General features: G+C 72.2%; 20 protein-coding genes, 3 tRNA genes and 1 pseudogene. 9 read left to right on the top strand and 15 right to left on the bottom strand.

What is annotated here, in order from left to right:
* Positions 1-16 precede the first annotated feature (16 nt).
* Together dnaG and ACZ5VC_RS03380 are read left to right on the top strand one after the other, a co-directional pair.
* Positions 17-1,909, top strand: a complete 1,893-nt coding sequence (dnaG, locus tag ACZ5VC_RS03385; protein WP_469118414.1) for a DNA primase — start codon at positions 17-19, stop codon at positions 1,907-1,909.
* Positions 1,910-2,018: 109 nt separating this feature from the next.
* Positions 2,019-3,272: an RNA polymerase sigma factor gene (locus ACZ5VC_RS03380; protein ID WP_469118413.1), complete on the top strand. Its 1,254-nt coding sequence runs from the start codon at positions 2,019-2,021 to the stop codon at positions 3,270-3,272.
* A gap of 133 nt (positions 3,273-3,405) precedes the next feature.
* On the opposite strand, the gene ACZ5VC_RS03375 is transcribed toward ACZ5VC_RS03380, so the two are convergent.
* From ACZ5VC_RS03375 to ACZ5VC_RS03360, 4 genes are read right to left on the bottom strand one after another with little or no spacing between them, the layout of a single operon-like run.
* A complete protein-coding gene (locus ACZ5VC_RS03375; protein WP_469118412.1) occupies positions 3,406-5,355 on the bottom strand; it encodes an ABC transporter ATP-binding protein in 1,950 nt (649 codons plus the stop codon).
* The gene (locus ACZ5VC_RS03370; RefSeq protein WP_469118411.1) at positions 5,355-7,088 is read right to left on the bottom strand and encodes an ABC transporter ATP-binding protein; all 1,734 of its coding nucleotides are present in this window, start codon (positions 7,086-7,088) and stop codon (positions 5,355-5,357) included. The genes ACZ5VC_RS03375 and ACZ5VC_RS03370 overlap by 1 nt, the downstream gene beginning before the upstream one ends.
* A 54-nt stretch (positions 7,089-7,142) precedes the next feature.
* Positions 7,143-8,582, bottom strand: coding sequence for an FGGY family carbohydrate kinase (locus ACZ5VC_RS03365; RefSeq protein WP_469118410.1), 1,440 nt, complete (start codon positions 8,580-8,582; stop codon positions 7,143-7,145).
* 38 nt (positions 8,583-8,620) lie between these two features.
* Entirely contained in the window at positions 8,621-8,920 is a 300-nt protein-coding gene (locus ACZ5VC_RS03360; RefSeq protein ID WP_469118409.1) for a YtxH domain-containing protein, read from the bottom strand.
* A gap of 189 nt (positions 8,921-9,109) precedes the next feature.
* Between ACZ5VC_RS03360 and ACZ5VC_RS03355 the strand changes: the two genes are divergently transcribed.
* The 3 genes from ACZ5VC_RS03355 to ACZ5VC_RS03345 all read left to right on the top strand — a co-directional run bounded on the left by ACZ5VC_RS03355 (position 9,110) and on the right by ACZ5VC_RS03345 (position 9,500).
* Positions 9,110-9,182: transfer RNA gene (locus tag ACZ5VC_RS03355), tRNA-Asn, on the top strand.
* A 5-nt stretch (positions 9,183-9,187) separates the two neighbouring features.
* Positions 9,188-9,260, top strand: a tRNA-Asn gene (locus tag ACZ5VC_RS03350).
* 166 nt (positions 9,261-9,426) lie between these two features.
* Positions 9,427-9,500 (top strand) — tRNA-Ile (locus ACZ5VC_RS03345).
* Positions 9,501-9,632: 132 nt separating this feature from the next.
* On the opposite strand, the gene ACZ5VC_RS03340 is transcribed toward ACZ5VC_RS03345, so the two are convergent.
* Positions 9,633-9,965, bottom strand: coding sequence for a hypothetical protein (locus tag ACZ5VC_RS03340; RefSeq protein ID WP_469118408.1), 333 nt, complete (start codon positions 9,963-9,965; stop codon positions 9,633-9,635).
* Here ACZ5VC_RS03340 and ACZ5VC_RS03335 point away from each other — a divergent pair.
* Positions 9,956-11,113 carry an RHS repeat-associated core domain-containing protein gene (locus ACZ5VC_RS03335; RefSeq protein WP_469118407.1) on the top strand — a complete coding sequence of 386 codons (1,158 nt, stop codon included), beginning with the start codon at positions 9,956-9,958 and terminating at the stop codon, positions 11,111-11,113. The two genes, ACZ5VC_RS03340 and ACZ5VC_RS03335, sit on opposite strands and share 10 nt — an antisense overlap.
* 74 nt (positions 11,114-11,187) lie before the next feature.
* On the opposite strand, the gene ACZ5VC_RS03330 is transcribed toward ACZ5VC_RS03335, so the two are convergent.
* Entirely contained in the window at positions 11,188-11,601 is a 414-nt protein-coding gene (locus ACZ5VC_RS03330; RefSeq protein WP_468705609.1) for an organic hydroperoxide resistance protein, read from the bottom strand.
* A gap of 100 nt (positions 11,602-11,701) precedes the next feature.
* Here ACZ5VC_RS03330 and ACZ5VC_RS03325 point away from each other — a divergent pair, with 100 nt between their 5' ends.
* The gene (locus tag ACZ5VC_RS03325; protein ID WP_469118406.1) at positions 11,702-12,205 is read left to right on the top strand and encodes a MarR family winged helix-turn-helix transcriptional regulator; all 504 of its coding nucleotides are present in this window, start codon (positions 11,702-11,704) and stop codon (positions 12,203-12,205) included.
* 48 nt (positions 12,206-12,253) lie between these two features.
* On the opposite strand, the gene ACZ5VC_RS03320 is transcribed toward ACZ5VC_RS03325, so the two are convergent.
* From ACZ5VC_RS03320 to ACZ5VC_RS03310, 3 genes are all read right to left on the bottom strand, one after another.
* Positions 12,254-13,804, bottom strand: a complete 1,551-nt coding sequence (locus tag ACZ5VC_RS03320) for an MFS transporter (RefSeq protein WP_469118405.1) — start codon at positions 13,802-13,804, stop codon at positions 12,254-12,256.
* A complete protein-coding gene (locus tag ACZ5VC_RS03315) occupies positions 13,801-14,490 on the bottom strand; it encodes an NAD(P)H oxidoreductase (RefSeq protein WP_469118404.1) in 690 nt (229 codons plus the stop codon). Before ACZ5VC_RS03315 ends, ACZ5VC_RS03320 begins: the two co-directional genes overlap by 4 nt.
* Before the next feature lie 96 nt (positions 14,491-14,586).
* Positions 14,587-15,336, bottom strand: a complete 750-nt coding sequence (locus ACZ5VC_RS03310) for an SDR family oxidoreductase (RefSeq protein ID WP_469118403.1) — start codon at positions 15,334-15,336, stop codon at positions 14,587-14,589.
* 137 nt (positions 15,337-15,473) lie between these two features.
* On the opposite strand from ACZ5VC_RS03310, the gene ACZ5VC_RS03305 reads away from it, so the two are divergent.
* Entirely contained in the window at positions 15,474-18,719 is a 3,246-nt protein-coding gene (locus tag ACZ5VC_RS03305) for an AfsR/SARP family transcriptional regulator (protein WP_469118402.1), read from the top strand.
* Between the two features lie 224 nt (positions 18,720-18,943).
* Here ACZ5VC_RS03305 and ACZ5VC_RS03300 read toward each other — a convergent pair whose 3' ends face one another.
* Together ACZ5VC_RS03300 and ACZ5VC_RS03295 are read right to left on the bottom strand one after the other, a co-directional pair.
* Positions 18,944-20,287 (bottom strand): carboxyl transferase domain-containing protein, encoded by a 1,344-nt coding sequence (locus ACZ5VC_RS03300; RefSeq protein ID WP_469118401.1) that lies wholly within the window; start codon positions 20,285-20,287, stop codon positions 18,944-18,946.
* Positions 20,280-21,728, bottom strand: coding sequence for an acyl-CoA synthetase (locus ACZ5VC_RS03295; protein WP_469118400.1), 1,449 nt, complete (start codon positions 21,726-21,728; stop codon positions 20,280-20,282). Before ACZ5VC_RS03295 ends, ACZ5VC_RS03300 begins: the two co-directional genes overlap by 8 nt.
* Before the next feature lie 121 nt (positions 21,729-21,849).
* Here ACZ5VC_RS03295 and ACZ5VC_RS03290 point away from each other — a divergent pair, with 121 nt between their 5' ends.
* Positions 21,850-22,548, top strand: a complete 699-nt coding sequence (locus tag ACZ5VC_RS03290; protein ID WP_469118399.1) for an esterase/lipase family protein — start codon at positions 21,850-21,852, stop codon at positions 22,546-22,548.
* 79 nt (positions 22,549-22,627) lie between these two features.
* Here ACZ5VC_RS03290 and ACZ5VC_RS03285 read toward each other — a convergent pair.
* The 4 genes and pseudogenes from ACZ5VC_RS03285 to ACZ5VC_RS03270 form a co-directional block, all read right to left on the bottom strand.
* Positions 22,628-22,915 (bottom strand): annotated as a pseudogene (locus ACZ5VC_RS03285) (MFS transporter); the annotation flags it as partial.
* Between the two features lie 87 nt (positions 22,916-23,002).
* Positions 23,003-24,601, bottom strand: a complete 1,599-nt coding sequence (locus tag ACZ5VC_RS03280; RefSeq protein WP_469118398.1) for a GAF domain-containing protein — start codon at positions 24,599-24,601, stop codon at positions 23,003-23,005.
* A gap of 53 nt (positions 24,602-24,654) precedes the next feature.
* Positions 24,655-25,704, bottom strand: coding sequence for a rod shape-determining protein (locus ACZ5VC_RS03275; protein WP_469118397.1), 1,050 nt, complete (start codon positions 25,702-25,704; stop codon positions 24,655-24,657).
* 127 nt (positions 25,705-25,831) lie between these two features.
* Positions 25,832-26,401: a hypothetical protein gene (locus ACZ5VC_RS03270; RefSeq protein WP_469118396.1), complete on the bottom strand. Its 570-nt coding sequence runs from the start codon at positions 26,399-26,401 to the stop codon at positions 25,832-25,834.
* Positions 26,402-26,486 lie beyond the last annotated feature (85 nt).

Here is a 26,486-nt window from a genome sequence, read left to right as displayed (position 1 = left end):
ACCGTAGACTCGTGGCGTGGCAGGCAGGATCAACGATGACGACGTGAAGGCGGTACGGGACGCGGTCCCGATCGACGCCGTCGTGTCCGAGTACCTCCAGCTGCGCAACGCCGGCGGCGGCAACCTCAAGGGCCTGTGCCCCTTCCACGACGAGAAGTCCCCCTCCTTCCAGGTCAGCCCGAGCAAGGGCCTGTTCCACTGCTTCGGCTGCCAGGAGGGCGGCGACACCATCGCCTTCGTGATGAAGATCGACCATCTCTCCTTCTCGGAGACGGTCGAGCGTCTCGCCGCCAAGGCGGGCATCACCCTGCGTTACGAAGAGGGTGGCTACAACCCCGGCCACCAGCGCGGTGAGCGCATCCGGCTCGTCGAGGCGCACAAGGCGGCCGCCGACTTCTACGTCGCCCAACTCGACAGCGCCGAGGCGGAGATCGGCCGTAAGTTCCTCGCCGCCCGGGGCTTCGACCAGGCCGCCGCAGCCCATTTCGGCGTCGGCTACAGCCCGGCCGGCTGGGACCACCTCACCCGCTTCCTGCGCGGCAAAGGGTTCAGCGACAAGGAGCTGATCCTCTCCGGGCTCTCCCAGGACGGCCGCCGCGGCCCCATCGACCGCTTCCGCGGCCGGCTGATGTGGCCGATCCGCGACGTCGGCGGCGAGGTCGTCGGCTTCGGCGCGCGAAAGCTCCGCGACGACGACAACGGCCCGAAGTACCTGAACACCCCCGAGACGCCGATCTACAAGAAGTCCCAGGTGCTGTACGGCATCGACCTGGCCAAGAAGGACATCGCCAAGGTCAGCCGCGCCGTGGTCGTCGAGGGCTACACCGATGTCATGGCCTGCCACCTCGCCGGGGTCACCACCGCCATCGCCACCTGCGGCACCTCCTTCGGCGGCGACCACATCAAGATCCTCCGCCGCCTGCTGATGGACAACGGCTCGGCCCGCGTGATCTTCACCTTCGACGGTGACGCCCCCGGTCAGAAGGCCGCGCTGCGCGCCTTCGAGGACGACCAGAAGTTCGCCGCCGAGACCTACATCGCCATCGCCCCGGACGGCATGGACCCGTGCGACCTGCGGCTCGCGAAGGGCGACGAGGCCGTGCGGGAGCTGGCCGAGCCGCGCACCCCGCTCTTCGAGTTCGCGCTCCGCCAGATCGTCGGCCGCTACGACCTGGAGACTCCGGCGGGACGCGGCGCCGCGCTCGACGAGGCGGCGCCGGTCGTCGCCCGGATCAAGAACATCTCCTCGCAGCACGAGGTCGCCGTCCAGCTCGCCGGGATGCTCGGCATCCTCGACACCCAGTTCGTGGTCAAGCGGGTCGCCCAGATCGCCCGCTGGGCCCGCGACCGCGGCGGACGCGGACCGGCCGCCCCGGAGCGAACGTACGAGAGGCAGCCCGTGGCCTCGCCGCGGACGGCCACCGGCGGACCCGCGCTCAACCTCCGCAGCCCCGCCCACCGCACCGAACGCGAGCTGCTGAAGCTTGCCCTGCAGTACCCGGCGCTGGTCTCACCCGCCTTCGACGCGTACGGCATCGACGAGTTCACCGCCCCTCCGTACGCCGCCGTCCGCCAGTGCATCCAGGACGCGGGCGGCGCCACCGACGCGCCCTCCGACTATCTGGCGGTGGTCCGCGAGTCCGCTCCCAACGACACGGTCCGCGCGCTCGTCACCGAGCTGGCGGTCGAGGCCATCCACGCCCGGGTCGTCGACGAGGCCTACGCGGGAGAGCAGCTCGTCTGGGTGCGCAGACGCGCCGTCGACCGGCGCCTCCAGGAGATCCAGGGCACCCTGGCCCGGCTCGGGCAGAACGGCGACCCGGCCCAATTGGCCTCGGTGCAGAACGAGTTGTGGGTCCTCCAGCAGTACGGCCAGTCCCTGCGGGACCGGGGCGCGGACGCGCTCTGACGCTCCCCGCGGCCTCCGTCAGGGGGTAACCGCTCGGTGACGCCCCGGATTCAAAAAGTCACCGCACGCCCCTCGTGGCGGTGATGTGTCGTACCCCACACTGGGTCCGGTGCCTGAGTCCTCGGAGCGCGCCCCCGCGGTTCCGCTCATCGTGTACGGGACGGAAACCGGCGGCCCGGCCGCCCCCGTCCCGCTGCCGCACGCCCCCGACCCGGCAGCGATCACCCTGGAGGTCGCCCCCGTGCAGACCCAGACCCTGACAGAAGCAGAGGCCGTGGCGGGGGTCCCCGTGCAGGCCCTCGCCGCACACCATCCGGAGGCGGTGCCGGATCCCGTCCCCGACCCCGATCCCGCGCCGGACCTCGGGCCTGACCTCGGGCCGGAGGCCGTCGCGGATGTGCCCGACCTCCCCGAGCCCCCCGAGCCGCGCGCCGTGCGACCCGACACCAGCGGGCCGACCTCCGACCTGTTCCGCCAGTACCTGCGCGAGATCGGCCGCATCCCGCTGCTCACCGCGGCCGAGGAGGTCGAGCTGGCCCGTCGGGTGGAAGCCGGCCTGTTCGCCGAGGAGCGGCTCGCCCGCACCCCCGACCCCGACTCACAACTCGCCGTCGACCTGGACCGGTTGGTCGTCATGGGCCGGATGGCCAAGCGCCGGCTCATCGAGGCGAACCTCCGGCTCGTCGTCTCCGTGGCCAAGCGCTACATCGGCCGGGGCCTGACCATGCTCGACCTCGTCCAGGAGGGAAACCTGGGCCTGATCAGAGCCGTCGAGAAATTCGACTACGCGCGCGGCTACAAGTTCTCGACGTACGCGACCTGGTGGATCCGGCAGGCGATGTCCCGCGCCCTCGCCGACCAGGCCCGGACCATCCGGGTCCCGGTCCATGTCGTCGAACTCATCAACCGGGTCATCCGCGTCCAGCGCCGGATGCTCCAGGAACGCGGCTACGAACCCACCCCCGAAGAGGTCGCAGCCCACCTCGACCTCACCCCGGAGCGCGTCAGCGAGGTCCTGCGCCTGGCCCAGGAACCCGTATCGCTGCACGCCCCCGTCGGCGAGGAGGAGGACGTCGCCCTCGGCGACCTCATCGAGGACGGCGACGCGGCGTCCCCCGTCGAATCGGCGGCCTTCCTGCTGCTGCGCGAGCACCTGGACGCTGTGCTCTCCACCCTCGGCGAACGCGAACGCAAGGTCGTCCAGCTGCGCTACGGCCTGGCCGACGGCCGTCCTCGCACGCTGGAGGAGATCGGCCGGATCTTCGGCGTGACCCGGGAACGCATCCGCCAGATCGAGTCCAAGACACTGAACAAACTGCGCGACCACGCCTTCGCGGATCAGCTGAGGGGCTATCTCGACTGACGGCCCGACCCCACGGCGAGGGGCGGGCCGCCTGCCGGCGCCCCGCCCCGTCTTTCCGACCGTGGTCCGAGGGTCGTGTCCGTGAAGTCTCGCCCGGCCCGCCGGGCGGACGACGATACTTTGCGGACCCTCCCTAGTCGACCTCGGCCACCGCCTGCGCGAACTGCGCCGCGTACAGCCGGGCGTAGGCGCCCTCCGCCGTGAGCAGTTCCTCGTGCGTGCCCTGCTCGACGATCGAGCCGTTCTCCATCACCAGGATCACGTCCGCGTCCCGGATCGTGGAGAGCCGATGGGCGATCACAAAGCTCGTCCGGCCGTGCGCCAGTCGGGCCATCGCCTTCTGGATGAGCACTTCGGTACGGGTGTCGACGGAGCTCGTGGCCTCGTCGAGCACCAGGATCACCGGATCGGACAGGAACGCCCGCGCGATGGTGATCAGCTGCTTCTCGCCCGCGCTCACGCCCGAACCCTCGTCGTCGAGCACGGTGTCGTAACCGTCGGGCAGGGTCCGGACGAACCGGTCGGCGTGCGCGGCCCGCGCCGCCTCCTCGATCTCCTCCCGGGTGACCTTCCGCGAGGCGCCGTAGGCGATGTTCTCGGCGATGGTGCCGCCGAAGAGCCAGGTGTCCTGCAGGACCATGCCGATCCCGGAGCGCAGTTCGTCCCGGGTCATCGTCGACACATCGACTCCGTCGAGGGAGATCCGGCCGCCGGTCACCTCGTAGAACCGCATCAGCAGATTGACCAGCGTCGTCTTGCCCGCGCCCGTCGGACCGACGATCGCGACCGTCTGCCCCGGATCCACGGCCAGCGACAGATCCTCGATCAGCGGCTTCTCCGGCTCGTAGCGGAACGACACCTTCTCCAGCTGCACCCGGCCCCTCGGCCCGCGCGGCTCCTTCGGCTCCACCGACTCCCGCTCCCGCACCGGGGCGTCCGGCTCCATCTCGTCCGCGTCGAGCAGCTCGAAGATCCGCTCGGCGGAGGCGACACCGGACTGCACGAGATTGGCCATCGAGGCGACCTGCGTCAGCGGCATCGAGAACTGGCGGGAGTACTGGATGAACGCCTGCACATCACCGATGGACAGCGAACCGGACGCCACCCGCAGCCCGCCGACCACGGCCACCAGCACATAGTTGATGTTCGAGATGAAGAACATCACCGGCTGCATGACCCCGCTGTTGAACTGGGCCTTGAAACCGGCCTCGTACAGCGCCTCGTTCTGTTCGCGGAAGTCGGCGGCCGACTCGTCCTGCCGCCCGAAGACCTTCACCAGCGCGTGGCCGGTGTACATCTCCTCCACATGGGCGTTGAGCCGCCCGGTGGACTTCCACTGCTGCACGAAGTGCGGCTGGGACCGCTTGCCGACCTTCGTCGCCACGACCACCGACACCGGCACGGTCACCAGCGCGACCAGAGCCAGCAGCGGCGATATCCAGAACATCATCGCCAGCACACCGACGATGGTCAGCAGGGAGTTGATGAGCTGTCCCATCGACTGCTGCATCGTCTGCGAGATGTTGTCGATGTCGTTGGTGGCCCGGCTCAGCACCTCGCCCCGCTTGGCCTTGTCGAAGTACGACAGCGGCAGCCGCGCCAGCTTCGCCTGGACGTCCTCGCGCATCCGGTACACGGTCCGGTTGATGACCTTGATCGACATCCGGGTCGACACCAGCATCAGCAGACCGGCCGCCACATAGATGCCCAGCGCCCACAGCAGCACTCCGCCCACGGCGGTGAAGTCGATGCCCTGTCCGGGCACGAAGTCCACGCCGGAGAGCATGTCGGCGAGCCCGTCGTCCCCCTTGGCCCGCAGCGCCGCGAGCGCCCGGTCCTTGGTGACCTCCTTCGGCATACCGCGCCCGACGACCCCGGCGAAGACCAGGTCGGTCGCCCGGCCGAGGATCTTCGGGCCGACCACGGACGCCGCCACGCTCAGCACACCCGCGCCGAGCATCACCCACAGCGCCGCCCGCTCCGGCGCCAGCTGCCGCAGCAGCCGCTTGCCGGACCCCTTGAAGTCCATCGACCGCTGGTCGGGGCCGCCACCGGCCATCATTCGTCCACCAGGACCGGCCATCAGGCTGCCTCCGCCTCGGTCAGCTGGGAGAGCACGATCTCCCGGTAGGTCTCATTGCCCGCCATCAGCTCGTGATGGCGTCCTGTGCCGACGACCCGGCCCTCGTCGAGGACCACGATCCGGTCGGCGTCGCGGATGGTCGACACCCGCTGGGCGACGATCACGACGGTCGCGTCGGCGATCTCCCGCGACAGCGCGGCGCGCAGGAGGGCGTCGGTCGTGTAGTCGAGCGCCGAGAAGGAGTCGTCGAAGAGATAGATCTCCGGCCGCTGCACCAGCGTCCGCGCGATCGCGAGGCGCTGACGCTGCCCACCGGAGACATTGGTGCCGCCCTGCGCGATCGGCGCGTTCAGCCCGTTCTCCAGACCGCGTACGAAGTCGGCGGCCTGGGCGACCTCCAGCGCGTGCCAGAGGTCCTCGTCACTCGCGTCCGGCTTCCCGTAGCGCAGGTTCGTCGCCACGGTCCCGGAGAAGAGGTACGGCTTCTGCGGCACGAGGCCGACGGTCTTGGCGATCAGCGCCGGGTCGAGCGTGCGGACATCGACCCCGTCCACCAGGACATCCCCGCCGGTCGCGTCGAACAGCCTGGGCACGAGTCCGAGCAGCGTCGACTTCCCGCTGCCCGTCGACCCGATGATCGCGGTCGTCTCGCCCGGCCTGCCGATCAGATCGACCTCCCGCAGCACCGGCTCCTCGGCCCCCGGATAGCGGAAGTCGGCGCTCCGTACCTCCAGATGACCGCGACGGGACAGCTCCCGCACCGGCGCGGACGGCGGTACGACACTCGTCTCGGTGCTCAGCACTTCCTCGATCCGCTCGGCACACACCTCGGCCCGCGGCACCATCATGAACATGAAGGTGGCCATCATCACGGCCATCACGATCTGCATCAGATAGGCCAGGAACGCCGTCAGCGCGCCGATCTCCATCCCACCGCTGTCGATGCGGTGGGCGCCGAACCAGACCACCGCGATGCTGGAGACGTTCACGACCGTCATCACGGTGGGGAACATCAGCGCCATCAGCCGGCCGGTCGACATCGACACGTCCGTCAGCTCGCCGTTGGCGTGGCCGAAGCGCTCCTTCTCGTAGCCGTCCTTCACGAAGGCCCGGATGACGCGATTGCCGGTGATCTGCTCGCGCAGCACCCGGTTCACCGTGTCGAGCCGGTCCTGCATGGTGCGGAACAGCGGCCGCATCCGCTTCACGATCAGGCTCACGGAGACACCGAGCACCGGCACCACGGCCAGCAGCACCGCCGACAGCGGCACATCCTGGCCGAGCGCCATGATCACACCGCCGACGCACATGATCGGCGCCGACACCATCAGGGTGAACGCCATCAGCACCAGCATCTGGACCTGCTGGACGTCATTGGTCGTGCGCGTGATGAGCGAGGGCGCCCCGAAGTGGCCGACCTCGCGCGCGGAGAAGGACTGCACCCGCTCGAAGACGGCCGCACGCACATCGCGGCCGAGCGCCGAGGCGGTACGCGCCCCGTAGTAGACGGCCCCGATGTTGCAGACGACCTGGAGCACGGAGACCGCGACCATGATCGCGCCGAACTCCAGGATGTAACCGGTGTCCCCGTCGACGACACCGTTGTCGATGATGTCCGCGTTCAGGGTGGGCAGGTAGAGGCTGGCGCAGGTCTGCAGGAACTGCAGCGCCACCAGAAGGCTGATCGGTTTCTTGTACGGTCCAAGATGGGTTCGGAGAAGTCGTATGAGCACGGGTTCACTATCGCGTGTGCCCGCACAACGTTACGACTCGGTTTTTCCGGGTGATCAGGAAGCGAACGAACCCGGGTGCACCTGGTCCCGCGCGGCGATGTACTGCTGGCGCACCGCCTGACCGACCGCCAGCTCCTCGCCCGCCTCGAACACCTGGGCCGCCGCGCCCTGCCAGGCCGGCGGGGCCTGCGGCGACAGCGTTCCCCGGCTCACCCCGAGCGCCCACGCGGCCTGCCGCGCCGCGCCGAGCGCCGCGTAGTCGGCGGGCTGCGGAACGACGACCTGCGCGCCGAACACACTGGGCGCCACGGCCTGCACGGCCGGCAGCTCGGCCGCCGCTCCCAGCAGGAAAACCCGGCGCACCTCGACCCCACGCCCGCGCAGCACGTCCATCGCGTCCGCGAGCGAGCACAGCATGCCCTCGAAGGCGGCCCGCGCCAGGTGCTCCGGCTTCATCGACTCCCGGCGCAGCCCGCTGAGCGTTCCCGCGGTGTGCGGCAGATGCGGCGTCCGCTCGCCCTCCAGATAGGGGAGCAGCACCAGACCGGACGCGCCCGGGGTCGACTTCATGGCGAGCGCGGACAGCTCCGCCAGGTCGTCGACGCCGAGCATCTCCGCGGTGCCGCGCAGCGCCCGTACGGCATTGGAGGTGTGCACGACCGGCAGGTGCATCCCGGTGGCGTCGGCGAACGAGGTGATCATCCCGCGCGGGTCGGCCAGCGCCTCGTGGTGCACGGCCATCACGGAGCCCGAGGCCCCGAGCGACACGACCGCGTCGCCGACCGCCAGGCCGAGCCCGAACGCGGCGGCCATGGTCTCGCCCGTACCCGCGGAGATCAGCAGGCCCTCGGGCGTCGTCCCGGCGGCCTCGGCGGGACCGAGCACCTCGGGGAGCATCGCCTGGTGGCCCAGCGCCAGTTCGACGAGGTCGGGCCGGTAGGCGCCACTGGCCGCCGACCAGTAGCCGGTGGCCGAAGCCGCGCCCCGGTCGGTGGTCCGCCGCGCGGGCCGGCCGAGCAGCTGCCACACCAGCCAGTCGTGCGGCTGCATCAGTACGGCGACGCGCCCGGCCGCCTCCGGCTCGGTGCGCGCCAGCCACCGCAGCTTCGACACCGTCTGCGAGGCCTGGGGCACACAGCCGACGGCCTCGGCCCACGCCTGCCGGCCGCCGAACGCCTCGATCAGATCCGCGGCGGCGACCTGCGCCCGCTTGTCGTTGCCGACGAGCGCCGGCCGCACCAGGGAGCCCTGGGCGTCGAGGGGTACGAGTCCGTGCTGCTGAGCGCAGACGCCGATGGCCTGCACGCCCTCGAGCAGACCGCCGGTCGCGGCCTCGCCGAGCGAGAGCAGCCAGGCCTGCGGGTCCACCTCGACGGCCTTGGGGTCGACGGGGTGCGGCGCATAGCCCTGCCGCAGCACGGCACCCGTATCCGTGTCACAGACGACGATGCGTGTGAACCCAGACGAACTGTCCAACCCGGCGACTATCCCCATGTCTGGAGATTCTGCCGCACGGGCGGGCATGCTCGCCCTCAGGTGTTGGTGGTTCCCCACTCGTCCTCGGTGCCGTTGCCGCGGTCCCGCAGCGCGCGCACCCGCTGGGTCACCGACGCGGGCACCGCGTCACCGACCTTGTCGCTGACCGCGTGGAACGCCTTGCCCGCCACATCCCGGCTCGTGTGCGCCGCCGTCTCGGCGGCGTTGCGGACGGCCGGGTTGTGCGAGAGCTCGCGGGCCGACTTCTTCAACTGTTCGTAGCGCTCGCGCCCGGCCCGTGTGCCGAGGACGTAACCGAGGGCCAGTCCGGCGACGAACGTGAGCTTGTACCGCATGGCTGCCACCCTTCCCTGATGTCGGTGCAGGTGCAGGCCGCCTACCCTGCGGGGCCCGTGATCACCCGGGCTGAACGCATGGGGATACCGATTGGCGGAGCACCCCCCTGCTTGCGCTAATGTATGTGTCGCAGCGAACGCGCGCCGCCCGGGACACCGGAGATGAGTGCGTTCGAGGCAATGCAGCAATCCCCTGTAGCTCAATTGGCAGAGCAGCCGGCTGTTAACCGGCAGGTTACTGGTTCGAGTCCAGTCGGGGGAGCGCGGTCCCCTGTAGCTCAATTGGCAGAGCATTCGGCTGTTAACCGGAGGGTTGCTGGTTCGAGTCCAGCCGGGGGAGCGGAAAGGAAAGAGGGCCCCTCGGGGTCCTCTTTTCTGTGTCCGGGAACCACCCGGCGCGCACGGCAGTCCTCCTGGACGTGCGTCGCCACATCCGGAGCAGGAGATCGTATGAGCGGCTATGCTGCGGCAGACGGCGCGCACACATGTACGCGCCACGCCGTAAAGGGGCGGTAGCTCAGCCGGTTAGAGCAGCGGACTCATAATCCGTCGGCCGTGGGTTCGAGTCCCACCCGCCCCACCGGGCGTCGCGTGTGCAGAATCGATCTGACCAGCGCAGACGCAAGCATGGTGGTCGCCACGCCGAAGTGGCGACCACCGTTCACCCGCCCGGACCAAGATCCAGGGGACAGCCGGGGGACACGAGGCCGGTTCAGGGGGAAGAGACGCCCTCACGCCGCCTTCCGGCGCCCGTTCGACGTCCGGCCCGGGACGCTGCGGGCGGCAGGCATGTCGGCAGCGCCCAGCCGTCCACGTCGTCCGGAGACTCGGAGCGGGCGATCGTGGAGCGCGTGAGCGAGAAGGCGGCTCGCTGATCTTCCGGGTACCGGTCGTCGAAGTTCTCGACCCGGACCAGCTCCAGATCGTTCGAGGCGCAGTGGTCGCCTATCCATTTGACGGCCGCGTCGGCGGCATCATCCTGGCCCGGGCCAGCCAAATTGATCATGCCGAGGAGCTCGGAGCCCGGCTGGGTCTGTGTTCCCACAGCCCAGGTGCCACCTGACTGCCGGCAAGCGCAACGCCGACGGCACCGAGGAACTCGGCGTCTACGGCTACAACGGCCACACCGACGTCGAAACCCTCACCGACACCAGCGGCGACACCCAGTCCACCTACGGCTGCACCGCCCACGGCACCAACAACGACGCCGAGTTCGCCGGCATCGACAAGCCCGACACCGCCCGGCCCGACAAGGAGGCGTACAACCCCTACCGCTTCGACGCCAAGCGCTGGGACGCCGCCAGCGGCACCTACGGCATGGGCTTCCGCGACTACAACCCCGGCCTGAACCGCTTCACCAGCCGGGGCACGTACAACGGCGCCCTCGCCGACATGCGGCTGGGATCGGCTCCCTTCACAGGGAACCGCTATGCCTCCACAGGCGGCAACCCCCGATCAGCAGCGTCGAAATCGATGGGCACAACTGGTGCGAAGGAAGCGCCTGCTGGCCCTACGGCGAAACCTTTGCCGCTGCTTGGGCCGGCGCCGTCACGACTGCCGCCGACACACTTGCAGGCCGTGATTGCCGCAGAGCCGAGATTTCGAGAGAAGTTCTCTGGATGCTGCGGAACTCCCGGTAATCCCAATGGAGTGGATCTGGGATTAATGGGTCTCGGGCAACGGCCCCAAGAGGCGGTGATCACAGCGCGAACCCGTGATGATCCGGCGCTCGGTTCCGCTGGGACGGCTCCCCGCCCGGCCCCGGCCTTCGGGAACCACACGCCGCCCCTGCCAAGAGCCCCTTCGGCACCCACTCAAAGCCCGAAGCGGGCAATTCGGTCCACCATCCCCCTGTGCCTGTTGGGGATGCGACGGCTGACGGGCGCGGTCGCTGACCACAAGGTCGCCCTGCGGTTCGACAGGGGAGACGAGGGGCTGCTCACCGCCGGCGCGTGGGCGCCCCAAGTGGCAGCTGCGGACGCAGAAGAAGCGGTGTGGCGAACTCCTGACGACCCCCGATCGAGCGGGATCGCGTGGGATGCAGTCGGCCGGAAACGGACAGATGTGTCCGATTCTTCGGCGTCTTCGCAGGTGGGACGCGTCACTGAAATGGGTTCGAGCCCCACCCGCCCCACCGCGGGTCGCGCATGCGGGAACGGGCCAGCTGCCGCGACAAGAATGCCCCCGGAGTGACGTACACCACGTACGACACGCCGGGGGCATTCTTGTGACCGTGGCGCGTCCGAAGTGGCGCGCCCGACGGCTCGTTACTCGACGACGAGCTCCACCTGGATGTTGCCGCGGGTGGCCTTCGAGTAAGGGCAGAACGCGTGGGTCTTCTCCAGGAGGTCGCGGCCCGCCTCGCCCTGGAGGTGGTCGGGGAACTCCGCGCGCATGACGACCGCGAGGCCGAAGCCGCCGTCGGTGTCCTTGCCGATGCTGACTTCGGCGGTGATCGAGGCATCCTTGACGTCGATCTTCTCCTGGCGGGCGACCAGGCCCATCGCGCTGGCGAAGCAGGCCGCGTATCCGGCGGCGAAGAGCTGCTCGGGGTTCGTGCCCTGTCCGTTGCCGCCGAGCGCCTGGGGGTGGGCCAGCGGCAGGTCGATGTGGCCGTCGGAGCTGACGGCGCGGCCCTCGCGGCCGTTGGCGGTGGCGACGGCGGTGTACAGCGCGTTCATGGGATTCCTGTCCTCTCGTCCTGCGGTGCGACCCTCTATTGGTACCGCACAATTTAGTTGTGCACAACTGAATGGCTCGCATGTGACGTAACCTGGAGGCATGGAGACGACGCTCGGCACCGTGCGGGACGAGGACTTCCTCCGTCTCGACCATCAGATCTGCTTCTCGCTGCACGCCGCGTCCCGCGCCTTCAACGGCGTGTACCGCGGCGCGCTCAGGGACCTCGGCCTCACCTATCCGCAATACCTGGTGATGCTGGTCCTCTGGGAGCACGGTGAGCTGCCCGTCAAGAAGATCGGGGAGCATCTGCGGCTGGACTCCGGCACCCTGTCCCCGCTGCTCAAGCGGCTGGAGGGGGCCGGGTACGTCGAGCGGCGGCGCAGCGCCGAGGACGAGCGGTCCGTGAGCGTGCGGCCCACGGAGGCCGGGGCCGAGCTGCGCGAGCGGGCCCTCGGGGTGCCGCGCAGGATCGCCGCCGCGACGGGCATGTCGCTGGAGGAGATCCGTGCGCTCAGGGAGCGGCTCTCGGATCTGTCGGCGCGGCTCGACGCCGTCGGACCCGACCTCGCGTGCCTGACCGAGGGCGACGGAACCACCGCATGACCGAGCGCCCCTCCGGGGAGGGGCGCCGGTGTGTCGTCCGGTCTTCCGTCAGCGGGCCACGGCCTCTTCGTGCTCCGGTCCGTGCTCCGGCTCGTGCTCCGGTTCGGCCGCCGACATCCGCGGAACGTGGCGCAGCAGTACGGTCACCAGCACCGCTGTCACCAGGGCGAATCCCGCGCTCAGCGCCGACGCCGTCTGCAGACCCGTCGTGAAGGCCTCGCGGGCCGTGGCCAGCAGTCCCTCGTCGGCCACCGCGCTCGCCGCGCCCAGCGTGTCGCGGGCCTCGGCCGGGGCGCTCGCCGGGATGCCGTCGCGGTACACGGCGACCGCGACACTGCCGGTGACCGCGATACCGAGGGCCAGACCCAGGTCGTACGCCGTCTGACCGCTCGCCGCCGCCGCGCCGGCCTTCTCCGGGGGCGCCGCGCCGACCGCCAGGGCGGTGCCGAGGACGCTGATCGGGGCCGCCCCGAACATGATCAAGGTCAGGCCGAGCGAGGAGACCATCACTCCCTCGGCCAGGGCGACCGCCGCGTACCCGATCAGGGAGATCAGCAGCCCCGTGAGCAGGACGAACGCCGGACGGATCCGGCGGGCGAGGACCGGTGTGAGCTGGGAGCCGGCGATCAGACCCCCGGCGCCGGGCAGCAGCCACAGCCCGGCCTCCAGCGGCGACTGGCCGGCGACCGCCTGGAGGTACTGCGGGACGAGGTACTCGACACCGTTCAGCGCGGTCATTCCGAGCAGCAGGGTGAGCAGGGCGCCGGTGAAGGCGCGGTCGCGGAAGAGGGTCAGGTCCAGGAGGGGCGTGGCCAGCCGGTTCTGGCGGCGTACGAAGGCGACGGCGAAGGCCGCCCCGAGCGCGAAGGACACCGCCGTGTCCCCGCCCGGACCGTGCGCGGCCAGGCTCTTGACGCCGTACACCACCGGCAGGACGGCGAACAGGAAGAGCGCGACGCTCGCCGCGTCCAGACGTCCGGCGTGCGGGTCGCGGTACTCGGGCAGCAGCGCAGGGGCGGTCAGCAGGGCCAGCAGCATGATCGGCACGCCCATCAGGAACACCGAGCCCCACCACCAGGACGCCAGCAGCACACCGCCGATGACCGGGCCGATCGCCAGCCCGACGGACAGCGCGGTCACCCACATCGCGATGGCGGTCGCTCGCCTGTGGGGGTCGGGGAACATATGGCTGATCAGCGCGAGGGTGGAGGGCAGGACGGCGGCTCCGGCGACACCGAGGGCCGCCCGGGCCCCGATCAGGGTCTCGGCGTTGGGTGCGTAGGCGGCGAGCAGGGAGGCGAGGACGAATCCGGCCGATCCCGCCATCAGCAGCTTGCGGCGGCCGAGGCGGTCGCCGAGGGTGCCCATGATTACCAGCGTGCCGGCGGTGAGGAACCCGTAGATGTCGGTGGTCCACAGCAACTGGGGGGCGGTGGGCCGCAGATCGGCCGCGAGATAGGGGGTGGCGAGCCACAGGACGCCGAGGTCGGCGGTCATCAGGGTCACCGGGAGCAGGAGGACGGCGAGGCCGATCCACGGGCGGGCGTCTGCCCGGAAGGATCGGGCGGCGTTTCGCCGGGAGCGCGGGTGCGAAGTCATGGCAGGACCTTGGCGGAGGGTGTTCCGGGTTCGGCTCGGACGGTGTTCGGGTCGGGCGTGTGGGGACGTGTGGAGGGGGCGGGCCGACCGGGCAGTGCCTCGCTCAGGACGGCGTCCGCGCTGATCAGGATGTTCATGACGCGGACGGGGCGCAGCGGCTGGGGGACGCCCGAGAGTTCGGTGCCGTACAGCAGCCGGACCGAGGCGTCCTCGATCCCGCAGAAGCCCGAGACGCCGACGCGCAGCTGGAGGTCGAGAGCGTCGCCGAGACCCGAGGCCTCGTACGCGGCGGCCGGGCTGCCCGCGAGCCCCAGCCAGAGCATCCGCTTCCCGGCGAGCCGCGGCTTGCTGCGGCCGTACGCGAAGCCGTAGTTCCAGACGCGCTCGATCCAGCCCTTCACGATGGCCGGCGGGGCGAACCACCACACCGGGAAGACGACCACGATGTCTTCGGCGGCCGCGATGCGGTCCATGTGGGCGTGCGCCTCGGGGGAGTAGCGCTTCTCGCGGTTCTCCCAGTCGGGTTCGTCGGACGAGGTGAGCCGGGGGTCGAACTCCTCGGCGTAGAGGTCGAGTACGTCGACGTCGTGGCCGGCGCCCGTGAGGCGGTTGTGGACGCGGTCGGCGACCTGGGCGGTGAGCGAGTCGGGGCGGGGGTGGGCGACGACGAGCAGGGTGCGAGGCATGGGAACTCCTGGATGCCGAGCGGGGGCGGGGCGGCGGTCCGGCCGTCGTGGGGCGGGCGGCGGCGGCCGGACCGAGGGCGATGGAGCGCGGGGCGCTCAGATTCCGAGGCCGGAGCCGCCGCTGGCGTCGATGTTCTGGCCGGTCACCCAGCGCGCGTCGTCGGAGGCGAGGAAGCCGACCACATCGGCCACGTCTCCCGGCTGTCCCACCCGGTCGAAGACCGAGAACGCGGCTGCCTGGGCCTTGGCAACCGGGTCGGCCATCCACGGGTGGATGTCGGTCTCGATGGTGCCGGGGGAGACGGCGTTGACCGTGATGCCCCGCGAGCCGAGGGTCTGGGCGAGCGTCAGGGTCAGCACCTCGACCGCGCCCTTGGAGGCGGCGTACGACGTCATGCCGGGGAAGGCGACCTTCGTGACGCCGGACGAGATGTTGATGACGCGGCCGCCGTCGCGGAGCCGGTCGAGTCCGAGCTTGATGATGAAGAACGGCGCCTTGGCGTTGACGGCGAAGACCCTGTCGTACGCGGCCTCGTCGACCTCCTGGATCAGGCCGGGGCCCGCGATGCCGGCGTTGTTGACCAGGATGTCCACGCCGTCGGCGTGCTCGTCGAACGCCTTCCACAAGGCCTCCGCGTCGCCGGGGACGCCCAGTTCGGCACGGATCGCGAAGGCGCTGCCGCCCGCCGCCTCGATCGCCGTGACCGTCTCCTTCGCGGCCGTCTCGTTCTGTGCGTAGTGGACCGCGACACGGGCGCCGTCGGCGGCGAGGCGCAGGGCGATGGCCCGGCCGATGCCGCGGCTCGCGCCGGTGACCAGGGCCGTCCTGCCGGTGAGCTTGCTCATGATGTTCTCCCGCTGATGTGTGGAGGGGTGTGCGCTGCTGACGGGGAACACCATCCGGCGGGGCGGTTCGGATACGGCTCGGGCGGTGTTGCGGGCCTGTTCGGACAGGTGGGCGAAGGCCGGGATAGCGTGGCCCGATGCGATTCGGGGTGTTGGGGGAGACGGCCGTCTGGACCGATGACGGGCGGCCCGTCCGGGTCCCGGAGCTCAAGGTGCGCACCCTGCTCGCGTCCCTGCTCGTCGAGGCGGGCCGGCCGGTCGCCAGGCACCGTCTCGTCGACGACCTGTGGGGCGAGGAGACGCCGGGGAACCCCGTACGGGCCCTGCAGGCGAAGGTGTCCCAGCTGCGGCGGGTCCTGGAGGTGGCGGAACCGGGAGGGCGCGATCTGGTCGTCTCCCGCGCCCCCGGCTATCTCCTCGCGGTCGGTGACGGCGCACTGGACGCCCACCGGTTCGCGGAGCTGGCGGCCACGGCCCGCTCGGCGGTGGACCCGCGCACCCGCGCCGCGCTGCTCGCCGAGGCCCTGGGGCTGTGGCGGGGGCCCGCGTTCGCCGACTTCATCGAGGAAGCCTTCACCAGAGCGGCCGTGAACCGGCTGGAGGAGGAGCGGATCGTCGTCCGCGAGGAACAGGCCGAAGCCCGTCTCGACGCGGGTGAACACGCCCAGTTGGTGGGGGAGTTGGCCGAGCTGGTGGAGCTGCATCCGCTGCGCGAGCGACTGCGCTCGGTCCAGCTGCGGGCGCTGTACCGCTCCGGGCGTCAGAGCGAGGCGCTGGCCGGCTACGAGGACCTCAGGGCCCGGCTCGCCGATGAGCTGGGCCTCGACCCCAGCCCCGAACTGGCCGCCCTGCACCGGTCGATGCTCAAGCAGGCCCGTGAGCTCGACGCGCCGCCCGCCGCCCCCGCCGCCCCCGCCGTGCCCGCTCCTGCCGTCCCCGCCGCTCCCACCCTTGCCGTCCCCGCCGCCCCTGCCCTGCGGCCGCGCTCCCGCATCCCCGCCCCGCTCAGCGGCCTCATCGGCCGCACCGAAGCGGTCGCCGTGATTCGCGAGCTGCTCGCCACCCGGCGGCTCGTCACGCTCACCGGTCCCGGCGGCGTCGGCAAGACCCGGCTCGCGGTGGAAGCCGCCGCGCAGGTCGGGGAGACCTTCCCCGACGGCGCGTGGCTCGTCGAACTGGCGGGCGTCAATGGCGACTTGGCGGAAGTCGTGGCCGCCGCGACGGAACTGCGGGACGACGGCGTGTGGGGCGTACGGCCCGGGGGTCCGCCGGGCACGGCGGAGCGTCTCGCGGAGGCGCTGAGCGCCAAGCGGCTGCTGCTCGTACTCGACAACTGCGAGCATGTCGTCGACGAGGCGGCCGCGCTGGTCGAGCTGCTGCTCCGGGCCGCGCCGGACCTGGTCGTTCTCACGACCAGCCAGGAGGCGCTTGCCCTGGCCGGCGAGACCCTGTGGGCCGTACCGCCGCTGGAGACGGAGGGGGCCGTCGAGCTGTTCGTGGCACGGGCCGCCGCGGCGGCGCCGGGCTTCCTTCTCAACTCGGACAACAGGGCCGCGGTGGAGGGGATCTGCCGCCGCCTCGACGGCATCCCGCTCGCCCTGGAGCTGGCCGCCACCCGGGTCAGAGCCCTCGGTGTACACCGGCTCCTCGAGCGGCTCGACGACCGCTTCCGGCTCCTCAGCGCCGGACAGCGCGGCGCGCCCGCCCGCCAGCAGACGCTCCGCGCGGTGATCGACTGGAGCTGGGAGCTGCTGTCCGAGCCCGAACGGGCCGTGCTGCGACGGCTCGCCGTCCACGCCGAGGGCTGCACGCTGGAGGCCGCGGAGGAGAGCTGCGCGGGCGGCGGCGTCGCGCCCGAGGACGTCCTCGACCTTCTCGTACGACTGGTGGACCGCTCCCTGGTGGTCGCCGTCGATGGCAAGGACGGGCCGCGCTACCGGCTACTGGAGTCCGTGGCCGTGTACTGCGTGGAGCGGTTGAGCGAGGCGGGGGAGAGCGAGGCCGTACGGACCCGGCACCTCGCGTACTACACAGCCCTGGCCGAGACGGCGGAGCCCGCGCTGCGCGGACCCGGCCAGCGGGAGTGGCTGGCCCGGCTCGACACCGAGAGCGCGAACCTGCGGTGGGCGCTGGACGGGGCGCTCGAACGGGGCGACGAGGACACCGCGCTGCGTCTCGTCGACGCGCTCGCCTGGTACTGGATCCTGCGCGGGCGACTCGGGGAGGCACGGCGGTCGGTGACGGCGGCGCTGGCCCTGGGACCGGCGGCCGGCCCCGCCTCGACGCGACGGGCGCGGGCCGGGGCCTGGCGGACCGGGATCGCCATCCTCACCGGAGACGGAACCGACCGTGTCCGGCGGATCGACGAGACGCTCGCGGCCTACGGCGCCGACGACGTGGCGGGGAAGACCTGGGCGCGGTGGTTCCTGGCCCACGCCCTGTCCGGGACCGGCGACCTCTCCGAGGGCGAGGAGCTGACAGCGCGGGCACTGGAGGGCTTCCGGGCGCTCGGCGACATCTGGGGCGAGGCGGCGGCCCTCTCCGACAGAGCCGTCCAACGCCTCCTGAAGGGCGACCTGTCGGGGGCGGAGGCGGACGCGACCCGCAGTGCGGAGCTGTTCGAGGAGGCCGGGGACACCTGCGGGCAGCTGTGGTCCGTCTACCCGCTGGCCTCCGTCGCCGAGATCCACGGCGACTACACACGCGCCGCTCGGCTCCAGCGCGCCGGCCTTGAGACGGCCGAGGCCTTCGGCTTCTCGCCCCGGTCGGCGGACCTGCTCGCCGGGCTCGGCCGGACCGCGCTGCTCACCGGGGACCTGGCGGGAGCGCGGGAGTACCACGAACGGTCACGGCAGCGCGCCGCCGAACTGGGCTTCGTGGCCGGGGAGATCAACGCGGTGCTGGGGCTCGGTCTGGGCGCCCGGCGCGAGGGACGGCTGGACGAGGCCGAGACGCACATGCGGACGGTACTGGAATGGCACCGGCGGGTCGGTCTGGACGGGGCCAACGCGCTGATCCTCGCGGAGCTGGGGTTCGTGGCGGAGCTGCGCGGCGACGCGCGGGCCGCGCTCGCCCTGCACGAGGAGGGTTACGCGACGGCCCTGACGACCGGCGACCCACGCGCCGTCGCCCTCGCCCTGGAGGGCCTGGCGGCGACCCACGTCCTCTCCGCCCGCCCGTGGTCCGCCGCCCTGCTCCTCGGCACGGCGGCCTCACTGCGCGTCTCCACGGGCGCGCCCCTGCCACCGGCGGAACGCGGCGATGTGAACCGGGCGACGGAGTCGGCCCGGGCCGCGCTGGGGGAGGCGGGCTTCGCGGAGGCGTTCGCCCGGGGGGAGACGCTCACGGCGGGCGAGGCGGTGGAGAGCGCGACGGCGGGGTGAGGGGGAAGGCCAGGCCCGCGGCACGCGGGGAAGTGGGGTGGCGGGGGCGAGCCTCTGGCCGGGTGCGGGTGGCGGGTGCCGTCGAGAGCCCGGGGCCTATGGCCGGCTGCGGCTGCGGGTGCCGGACGCCGGGAGCCGGTGGTGGCCGGTGGCGGGTGCAGCGGCAGCCGTGCGCGGACCGCTGGCCGGGAGCCGGGTGACGTGGGCGGGACCTCTGGCTCGGCTCACTCGCCCGGCGTCACGATTCCGCGGACGACCCCCAGTTCCAGCAGGTCCTGGGGGCGCAGCCGGAGCTGTTCGGCGGTTGCCGGGGCCTGTTCGGGCGGGCGCTTGAGGATGGCCGCGGCCAGCTCCGGCGCGATCACCGAGAAGTAGCTGTCCGGCGTGGCCCAGGTGTTGCCGGGGGCCGCCAGTGCCAGGGCTCCGCCCGAGCCGCCCTCGCCGATCAGCAGCGTGGTCACCGGGACCCGCGCCGCCGCGACGGCCGCGAACGTCTCGGCGATCGCGGCGCCCGCGCCGGACCGCTCGGCCTCCGCGTCGTTGGCCGCCCCGGGGGTGTCGACCAGGGTCAGGACCGGGATGCCGAGCCGGTCGGCGAGCCGCAGCAGCCGGGTGGCCGTCCGGTAGCCCGCGGGGCGCGTCGCCGACCCGCACTGGGCGGCGTACGCGACGACCTGCCCGCCCCGCAGACCGAAGCCACAGAGCATTCCCTCGTCCGTGCCACCGCAGCGGTCGCCGCGGATGTCCCGCCGGACGTCGAAGTACGCGTCCAGATACGCGCCGGCGCGAGGCCTTCGCGTGTCCCGGGCCCGCTCCACGGCCTCCCACCCGGTGGCCGGCGGGGGAGTGCCGGCGAGCGCGGCCGGCGGGGGCGCGGGGTGTGCCGCCCCGCCCGTGAGCAGCGTCAGCCACAACCCGGTCGTCTCCCGCAGCTCCCCCGGCTCGACGATCGCGTCGATGTGGCCGGCCGCCCACTGGCCCTCCGCCGTGTACGCCGACGGGTCCGCGTCGGCGGGCCGCACCCGGGACCCGGCGAAGCCGATCTGGGCGCCGGGCAGGGCGAGGACCACATCGGCGCCCGCCCCGACCGTCGCCCAGCCGCCGCCGGTCGCCGGATCGCGCAGGACCGCCACATGCGGCAGACCCGCGTCCCGCAGCAGTACCGACTCCCTTGCCACGCGCTGGAGTTGAGTCAGGGCGATCATGCCCTCCTGCATCCGGCTGCCGCCGGTCGCGACCAGCGACACCAGCGGGAGCCGCCGTTCACGGGCCGTGCGGTAGGCGGCGACCAGCAGATCGCCGGCCCGCTCGCCCAATGAGCCGCCGAGGAAGCGGAATTCGAAGGCGACGATCACACACGGACGGCCGCCGACGACGGCGGTGCCGTGGACCACGGACTCCGACTCACCCGTGCGCTCCACCGCCCGCGCGTGCAACGTGTCATAGCCCGCCCAGGCCACCGGCCCGTCCGGCGCCGCGGCCGGGGCGGTGACCCACGCCGCGTCCGTGAAGTCGTCCGTGAGCAGCGCGATCGCCTCGCGCGCGGTGAGCCTCGGCCCGTCAGCCATGGAGGGCCCGCTTCATGATCTTGCCCATGTCGTTGCGCGGCAGGGAGTCGAGGAACCGCACCGTCCGGGGCCGCTTGTGCGGCGCCAGTTGCGTGGCGACATGGTCCGTCAGCTCCCTCTCGGTCGGTGGCGCTTCCGGATCCGCCACCACCACCCAGGCGACGATCCGCTCACCGAGATCGGGATCCGGCTCGCCCGTCACGGCGGCCTCCCGCACTCCGGGGTGGTCGAGGAGCGCGTTCTCGATCTCGCCCGCGCCGATCTTGTAGCCCCCGCTCTTGATGAGGTCGGTGGCCTTGCGGCCCACGATCCGTACGTACCCGTCGGGGTCGCGGACCGCCATGTCGCCGGTCCGGAACCAGTCGCCGTCGAAGGCCGCCGCGGTGGCGTCCGGCCGGTTCAGATACTCGGTGAAGAGGTTCGGCCCCCGCACCTGGATCTCGCCGACCGTCTCCGCGTCGTACGCCTCGATCGGAGCGCCGTCCTCCTCCACCAGCCGCAGCTCGACGCCGGGCAGCGGCAGCCCCACGGACCCGGGGCGGGGCTTCCCGTCGACGCGGATGCTCGTGTTCATGAGCGTCTCGGTCATGCCGTACCGCTCGACGACCCGCCGCCCGGTCGCCGCCGTGATACGGGCGTGATCATGGAGGGGCAGCGCGGCCGACCCCGACACCAGCAGCCGCGCCCCGGCCATCGCTCGCGCCAACTCCTCGTCGAATTCCAGGACTTCGGCGAGCCGGTGATACATCGTCGGTACGCCGAAGAGCATCGTCCCGCCGTTCCCGAGCTCCCGTGCCACGCCCTCGGTGGAGAACTTGCCCAGGTGCCGCACCTCGCCGCCGCGGCGCAGCGGGCCGAGGACGCCCAGGATCAGGCCGTGCACATGGAACAGCGGCAGGGCGTGCACCAGGACGTCGTCGGCCGTCCACGCCCAGGCGTCCTCCAGCGCGTCCAGGGAGGCGGCGACGGCCCGCCGGGGGAGGACCGTGCCCTTCGGCGGTCCCGTCGTCCCGGAGGTGTAGACGATCAGGGCGGGATGCTCGGGTCCGGGCTCCTCGGGAAGCGCGGCCGTGGCCGTCCCGTCCGTGTCGGTGACGTGCAGGTCCAGGCGCTTCAACCCAGCGAGGCCCGCCGGAAGTTCGTCCGAGGGTCCGGCCAGGACCACGGACGGGGCGCTGTCCCCGAGGATGTGCGCCAGTTCCCGTTCGCCGGTCCTGGGGTTGAGCGGCACGGCCGGCACTCCGGCCAGCAGCGCCGCGACCACCGCGACGGCCGTCTCCAGCGTCGGTGTGGCCCAGACGGCGACCCGCCCGGCCCCGTCGATCCTGGCCGCGGTCGAACCGGCCGCCGCGGCGAGTCCGCCGTAGGTCAGAGCGCGGTCGCCGAAGCGCAGGGCGGGCCGGTCCGACCCGGGGGTCAGGGCCGGGAAGAGTGAGCTCACCCGTCGTCCTCCTCGTGTCGCGGCAGAAGGTGCCGCATGGGGCTGTTCATTCGCACGCACAAGCCCCAGCATTCTCCCCACACCTCGCGTACTCGTGCGTAACTTCGCCGAAGGGGAAGCGATGCAGGCCCTGTCCAGACGACTGATCCCGCTCCTCGCCACGCTGCTGACTCTGCTGATCCCGGCCACGGCCGCCACTGCCGCCGGCGCCGCCGCGCCGCGGTCCGCCCGCGACCCGGTGGTCCTCATCCACGGCTACAACGCCGACCCGGGCGTCTGGGGCGGCCTGCGCGACGATCTGAAGGCGGACGGCTACGCCGACGCGGAGCTGTTCTCCTGGAGTTATGACACCCACCAGTCGGTCAACGAGACCCTCTCCGGCCGGCTCGCCGCCTATGTGGAGGAGGTCCGCCGGCAGACCGGGGCCGCCCGGGTCGACCTCGTCGCCCACTCCTTCGGCAGCCTCGTCGGCCGCTGGTACGTGAAGCACGGCGGCGGGTCCGCGACCGTGGACCGCTGGGTCTCGCTCGCCGGCCCCAACCACGGCACCAGTACGGCGTGGGCCTGCGCCCTGTGGGACCAGGCCTGCCGGGACATGACCCCCGGCTCCTACGTCCAGAAGGGCCTCGCGGAAGGGGACGAGACCCCGGGCACGGTCCGCTACGCCACCTGGTGGTCGAACTGCGACGAGATCGTCAACCCGGACAACAGCGTCCCGCTGAGCGGCGCCGCCAACCACGCGGCCGGCTGTCTGGACCACAACGCCCTCCTCGGCGACGACGGGGTCTCCCAGGGCGTCCGCGCATTCCTCAGGAGCTGAGGCCCACGGCTCCCCGGGTCCCGCTCGGCCGGATGTTCCGCATCCGGCCGTACGCGTACGCACAGCCGGCGAGCGCCAGGTCCGGCATCCGGCCGCCCAGCGGCCGGAACACCACGGTCACCAGCGCGAACCCGGCGGCCTTGGTCCCCGCGTCGGTCGGCGGGAGCGCGTACCAGGTCTTCAGACAGGTCCGTAGGTAGACGCCGAACGCGACGATGCCGCCGAAGCCGATCGCGTACAGCGCCGACAGCTCCCGGGTGACCCGCAGCCGCCCGGCCTGCCCGAGCCGCTCACCGAGCGAGGCGGTCGGCACCGGCCGGTCGGGCCCGTCCGCGATCAGCAGCGCGGCGAGGGCGGCGCACGCGACGCGGCGGCGGTTTCGGCGACGGTGTCCACGGATCCAGTCAAGAACCCCGCCGAGGCCCGGGCGCGCCGGACTGGGCCGTACGTGCGGTCAGCCCGGCAGCTCCCACGCCCAGGAACCCGCGGACTCCCGCTCGTCGTCCCCGCTCTCCCCGCCGTCCCCCTTCCCGCGGTCGTCCTCCTTCCCGCCGTCGTCCGACACGCGTAGTTCGGCGCGCCCGGGGGCGGCGGTGATCTCGACGTCGATCAAGGAGACGCCCGGCCGCCGGTGCGCCGCCGCCAGCGCGCCGCGCAGGGCGGCCAGCAGCCGGCCGGCGACGGGCTCGCCGATCAGCGTGTCCACCGCACCGGAGAAGTGCACGGACGGCTGGAAACCCAGCAGCGCCGCCGCGCCGCCCGTCTCCCGCAGGACCCGACCCCGGAACGAGGCCGGCGCCTCGGCCGGCGGCTGCTGGAGCGCGAAGATGGCGGTGCGGACCTCCTGGATGGTGGAGTCGAGCTCGTCCACCGCCCGCCCCAGCAGAGTGTTCTCGGCGGACGGGGCGGCCGCCCGGCGCCGGGTGGACTCCAGCATCATCTCCGTGGCGAACAGCCGCTGGACGACGAGATCGTGCAGATCGCGGGCGATCCGGTCACGGTCCTCGTAGACCGCCAGCTGCTCCCGGTCGTGCTGCGCGTCCGCGAGGACCAGGGCCAGCGCGGCATGGGAGGCGAACTGCGAGGCCAACAGCCGTTCCACGGCCGTGTAGGGCGCGCCGCCCCGCCGCCGTGGCAGGGCGAGCGTGCCGATGAGCTTCCCGCCGCTCTGCAGCGGCAGCATCATGGAGGGCCCGAACCGGGACCGTACCTCCGTCGTCATCCTGGGATCGGTCGCCGAGTCGTCGATGAACACCGGCTCGCCGCCGAGGAGTTGCTCCAGTACCGGCGAACCCGGCGCGATCGTGGTGCCGACCAGGACGCCCGGATCGTCCCTCGTCGACGCGGCGACGATCTCCATGCCGCCCCCGGCGGTCGGCTGGAGGACGACACCGGCCGAGGCGCCGGCCAGCAGCCGGGCCCACTCGGCGACGGTCATCAGCGCGTCGGCGGCCGGCTCACCGGCGAGCAGCGCTGTGGTGACCGCGGCCGCGCCCTCGATCCAGCGCTCGCGCTGCCGGGCGGTCTCGTACAGACGGGCGTTGCCGATCGCGATTCCGGCCTGGGAGGCGAGGACCCGCACCATGGCCAGGTCCTCGTCGGTGAAGGAACCGCCGCTCTTTTCGGTCAGGTACAGATTGCCGAACACCTCGCTGTGGACCCGGATCGGGACCCCCAGGAAGGACCGCATCGCGGGGTGGCCGCTCGGCAGGCCCGAGGAGCGGGGGTCCGTGGTCAGGTCGTCGAGCCGCAGCGGCCGGGGATCCTGGATCAGCGCGCCGATGAGACCGGTGCGGCCGTCGGGGAGCCGGCCGATCCGCTGCCGCTCGGTGTCCGTCATTCCGGCGGTGAGGAGTTCGGTGATCAGGCCGCGGTCGGGGTCGAGGACCCCGAGCGCCGCGTACCTCGCCGCGGTCAGCTCGGCGGCCGTGTCGACGATGTGCTGGAGGGTGGTCCGCAGCTCGAGGTCGCTGCCGACACCGAGGACCGCCTCCAGCAGCATCGGCAGCCGGCGGGCGGGGTCGTGTCCGCCCGGAGGGCCGGCCGGCTCCATCCGCCCTCACCCCCTTCTCGAACACGTCGTACGCGGGGGCGGGGGCGGCGGGGTCACTCCGGGGTTTCGGCCTTGAGGGGGGCCAGCGTCATGGGCTGGATCCTGCCCTCCAGCATCGCGCCGAGGCCCAGGACGGCGCACACGTCGGGCCGTTCCGCGATGTGCACCTCCATGCCGGTCGCCTCGCGCAGCATCTGGTCGAGTCCGGGCAGCAGCGCGCTGCCGCCGACCATCATGATGCCGCGCTCGCCGAGGTCGGCCACGAGGTCGGGCGGGCAGTCGCGCAGGATCTTGCCGATGCCGTCGAGGACGGCGGTCAGCGGGGTGTGGATGGCGTCGCGCACGGCGGCGGTGTCGACCCGGACCGAGCGGGCGAGGCCGGTGGCGACGTCACGTCCGTGGATCTCCGTCTGCTCGGGGCCCTGGACGGTGAGGCCGTTGCCCCGCAGCGCGAGCTGGAGCGGGCGCACGGACTGGCTGGGCAGCATCAGCTCGTGCTGGTGGCGCAGGTGCTGGATGACGGCGTGGTCGATGGCGTTGCCGCCGACCGGGATCCGCTCGGCGGTGACGATCGCGCCGAGGGAGAGGACCGCGACCTGGGTGGTCGCCGCGCCGCACACCATGATCATCGTCGCGGTGGGCTGTTCCACGGGCAGCCCGCAGCCGACCGCGGCCGCGATCAGGGTGTCGACCAGCTCGACCCGCCGGGCGCCGAGTCCCACCAGCGTCTCGGTGGTGGCGCGCTGGGCGAGCGGGTCGGCGTCGTGCGGGGTGCAGGCCGCGGCGCGCAGCCGGGGCTTGCGGCGCAACTGGCGGCGGAGCTTCTCGCCGAGAAGGTGGCGGAGCATGCGCTGGGCCATGTCGATGTCCACGACGGTGCCGCCGGAGACGGGCCGCACCACCCGGATGTAGTCGGGCGTACGGCCGGTCATCTTCTCTGCCAGCGCGCCGACGGCGATCAGCGCGCCGGTGCGGGTGTTCACGGCGGCGACACTCGGCTCGTCCACGACGAGACCGGCTCCCTTGACGAAGACCCGGGTCCTGGCGGCTCCCAGGTCGACGGCGACATGGCAGCGGCGCAACTGCTCGAGACTGACGGTCACGGCGATCCTCCCAAGAGGCGGTAGTTGTTCGCATCGTCGGGTCGCGGGGCGCCGGGCGCGCGCTGGGCTGCGCCGGTCGGGGGTGCGAGGAGCTGACGGTGCGCCAGACGGGTCGTCGTCCCCGGGATCACAGCACGCGCTGCAGCAGTCCCCAGGTGAACTCGGCGACGCGGGGCGGCCCGTCCGGCGGGGTGAACGCCAGCCGCCACCGCGTGGGCGCGCTGCCCTCCATCGGCCGGACCGGAGCGAAGGCCCTGGCCACCTCGTCCACCGTGCACGACCAGGGCCGCAGATCCGCCGTCCCGCGCAGCTCGGGGCCGGGTAGGCCAGGGGCCCTGACCAGCCATTCGTTCCATACGGCACCGCCCGGGGCGACCAGTACCTCAAAGCGCAGATCCGGCCACAGCGGTACGGGCCACAGCAGCGCGTCGCACTCCAGGTCGCCGATCCGGCGGCGGGTGCTGGACTCGGGTTCGCCCAGGACCGAGCGGTAGCGGCGGAACGCCCCACGGCCGCGCGGTGCACGCACCATGGCCTGCCAGCGGCGATTCGCCTCGCGCATGTCGGCGAGGGAGACGCCCAGTTCGTGCCGTGCGTCCTCGACGAGCCCCGGTTGGTGGTCGGCCATCCGGCGCAACAGGACCAGTTGGAAGTCGAGCGGCCCGAAAGGAGCCGGTTTCGGCGCGGCTGTGTTCATACGGCCATCCTGCCCGGCGCCGTCTCATCGAGTGGGCGCGCCGTGACGGAATGGAGTCCACACAGGATCCACACAGTCCCGGGTA

The organism is Streptomyces sp. NPDC033174 (genome assembly GCF_055577795.1).
Note: the sequence above shows the minus strand (reverse complement) of the source record. Positions and strands in the feature narration are given on the sequence as shown.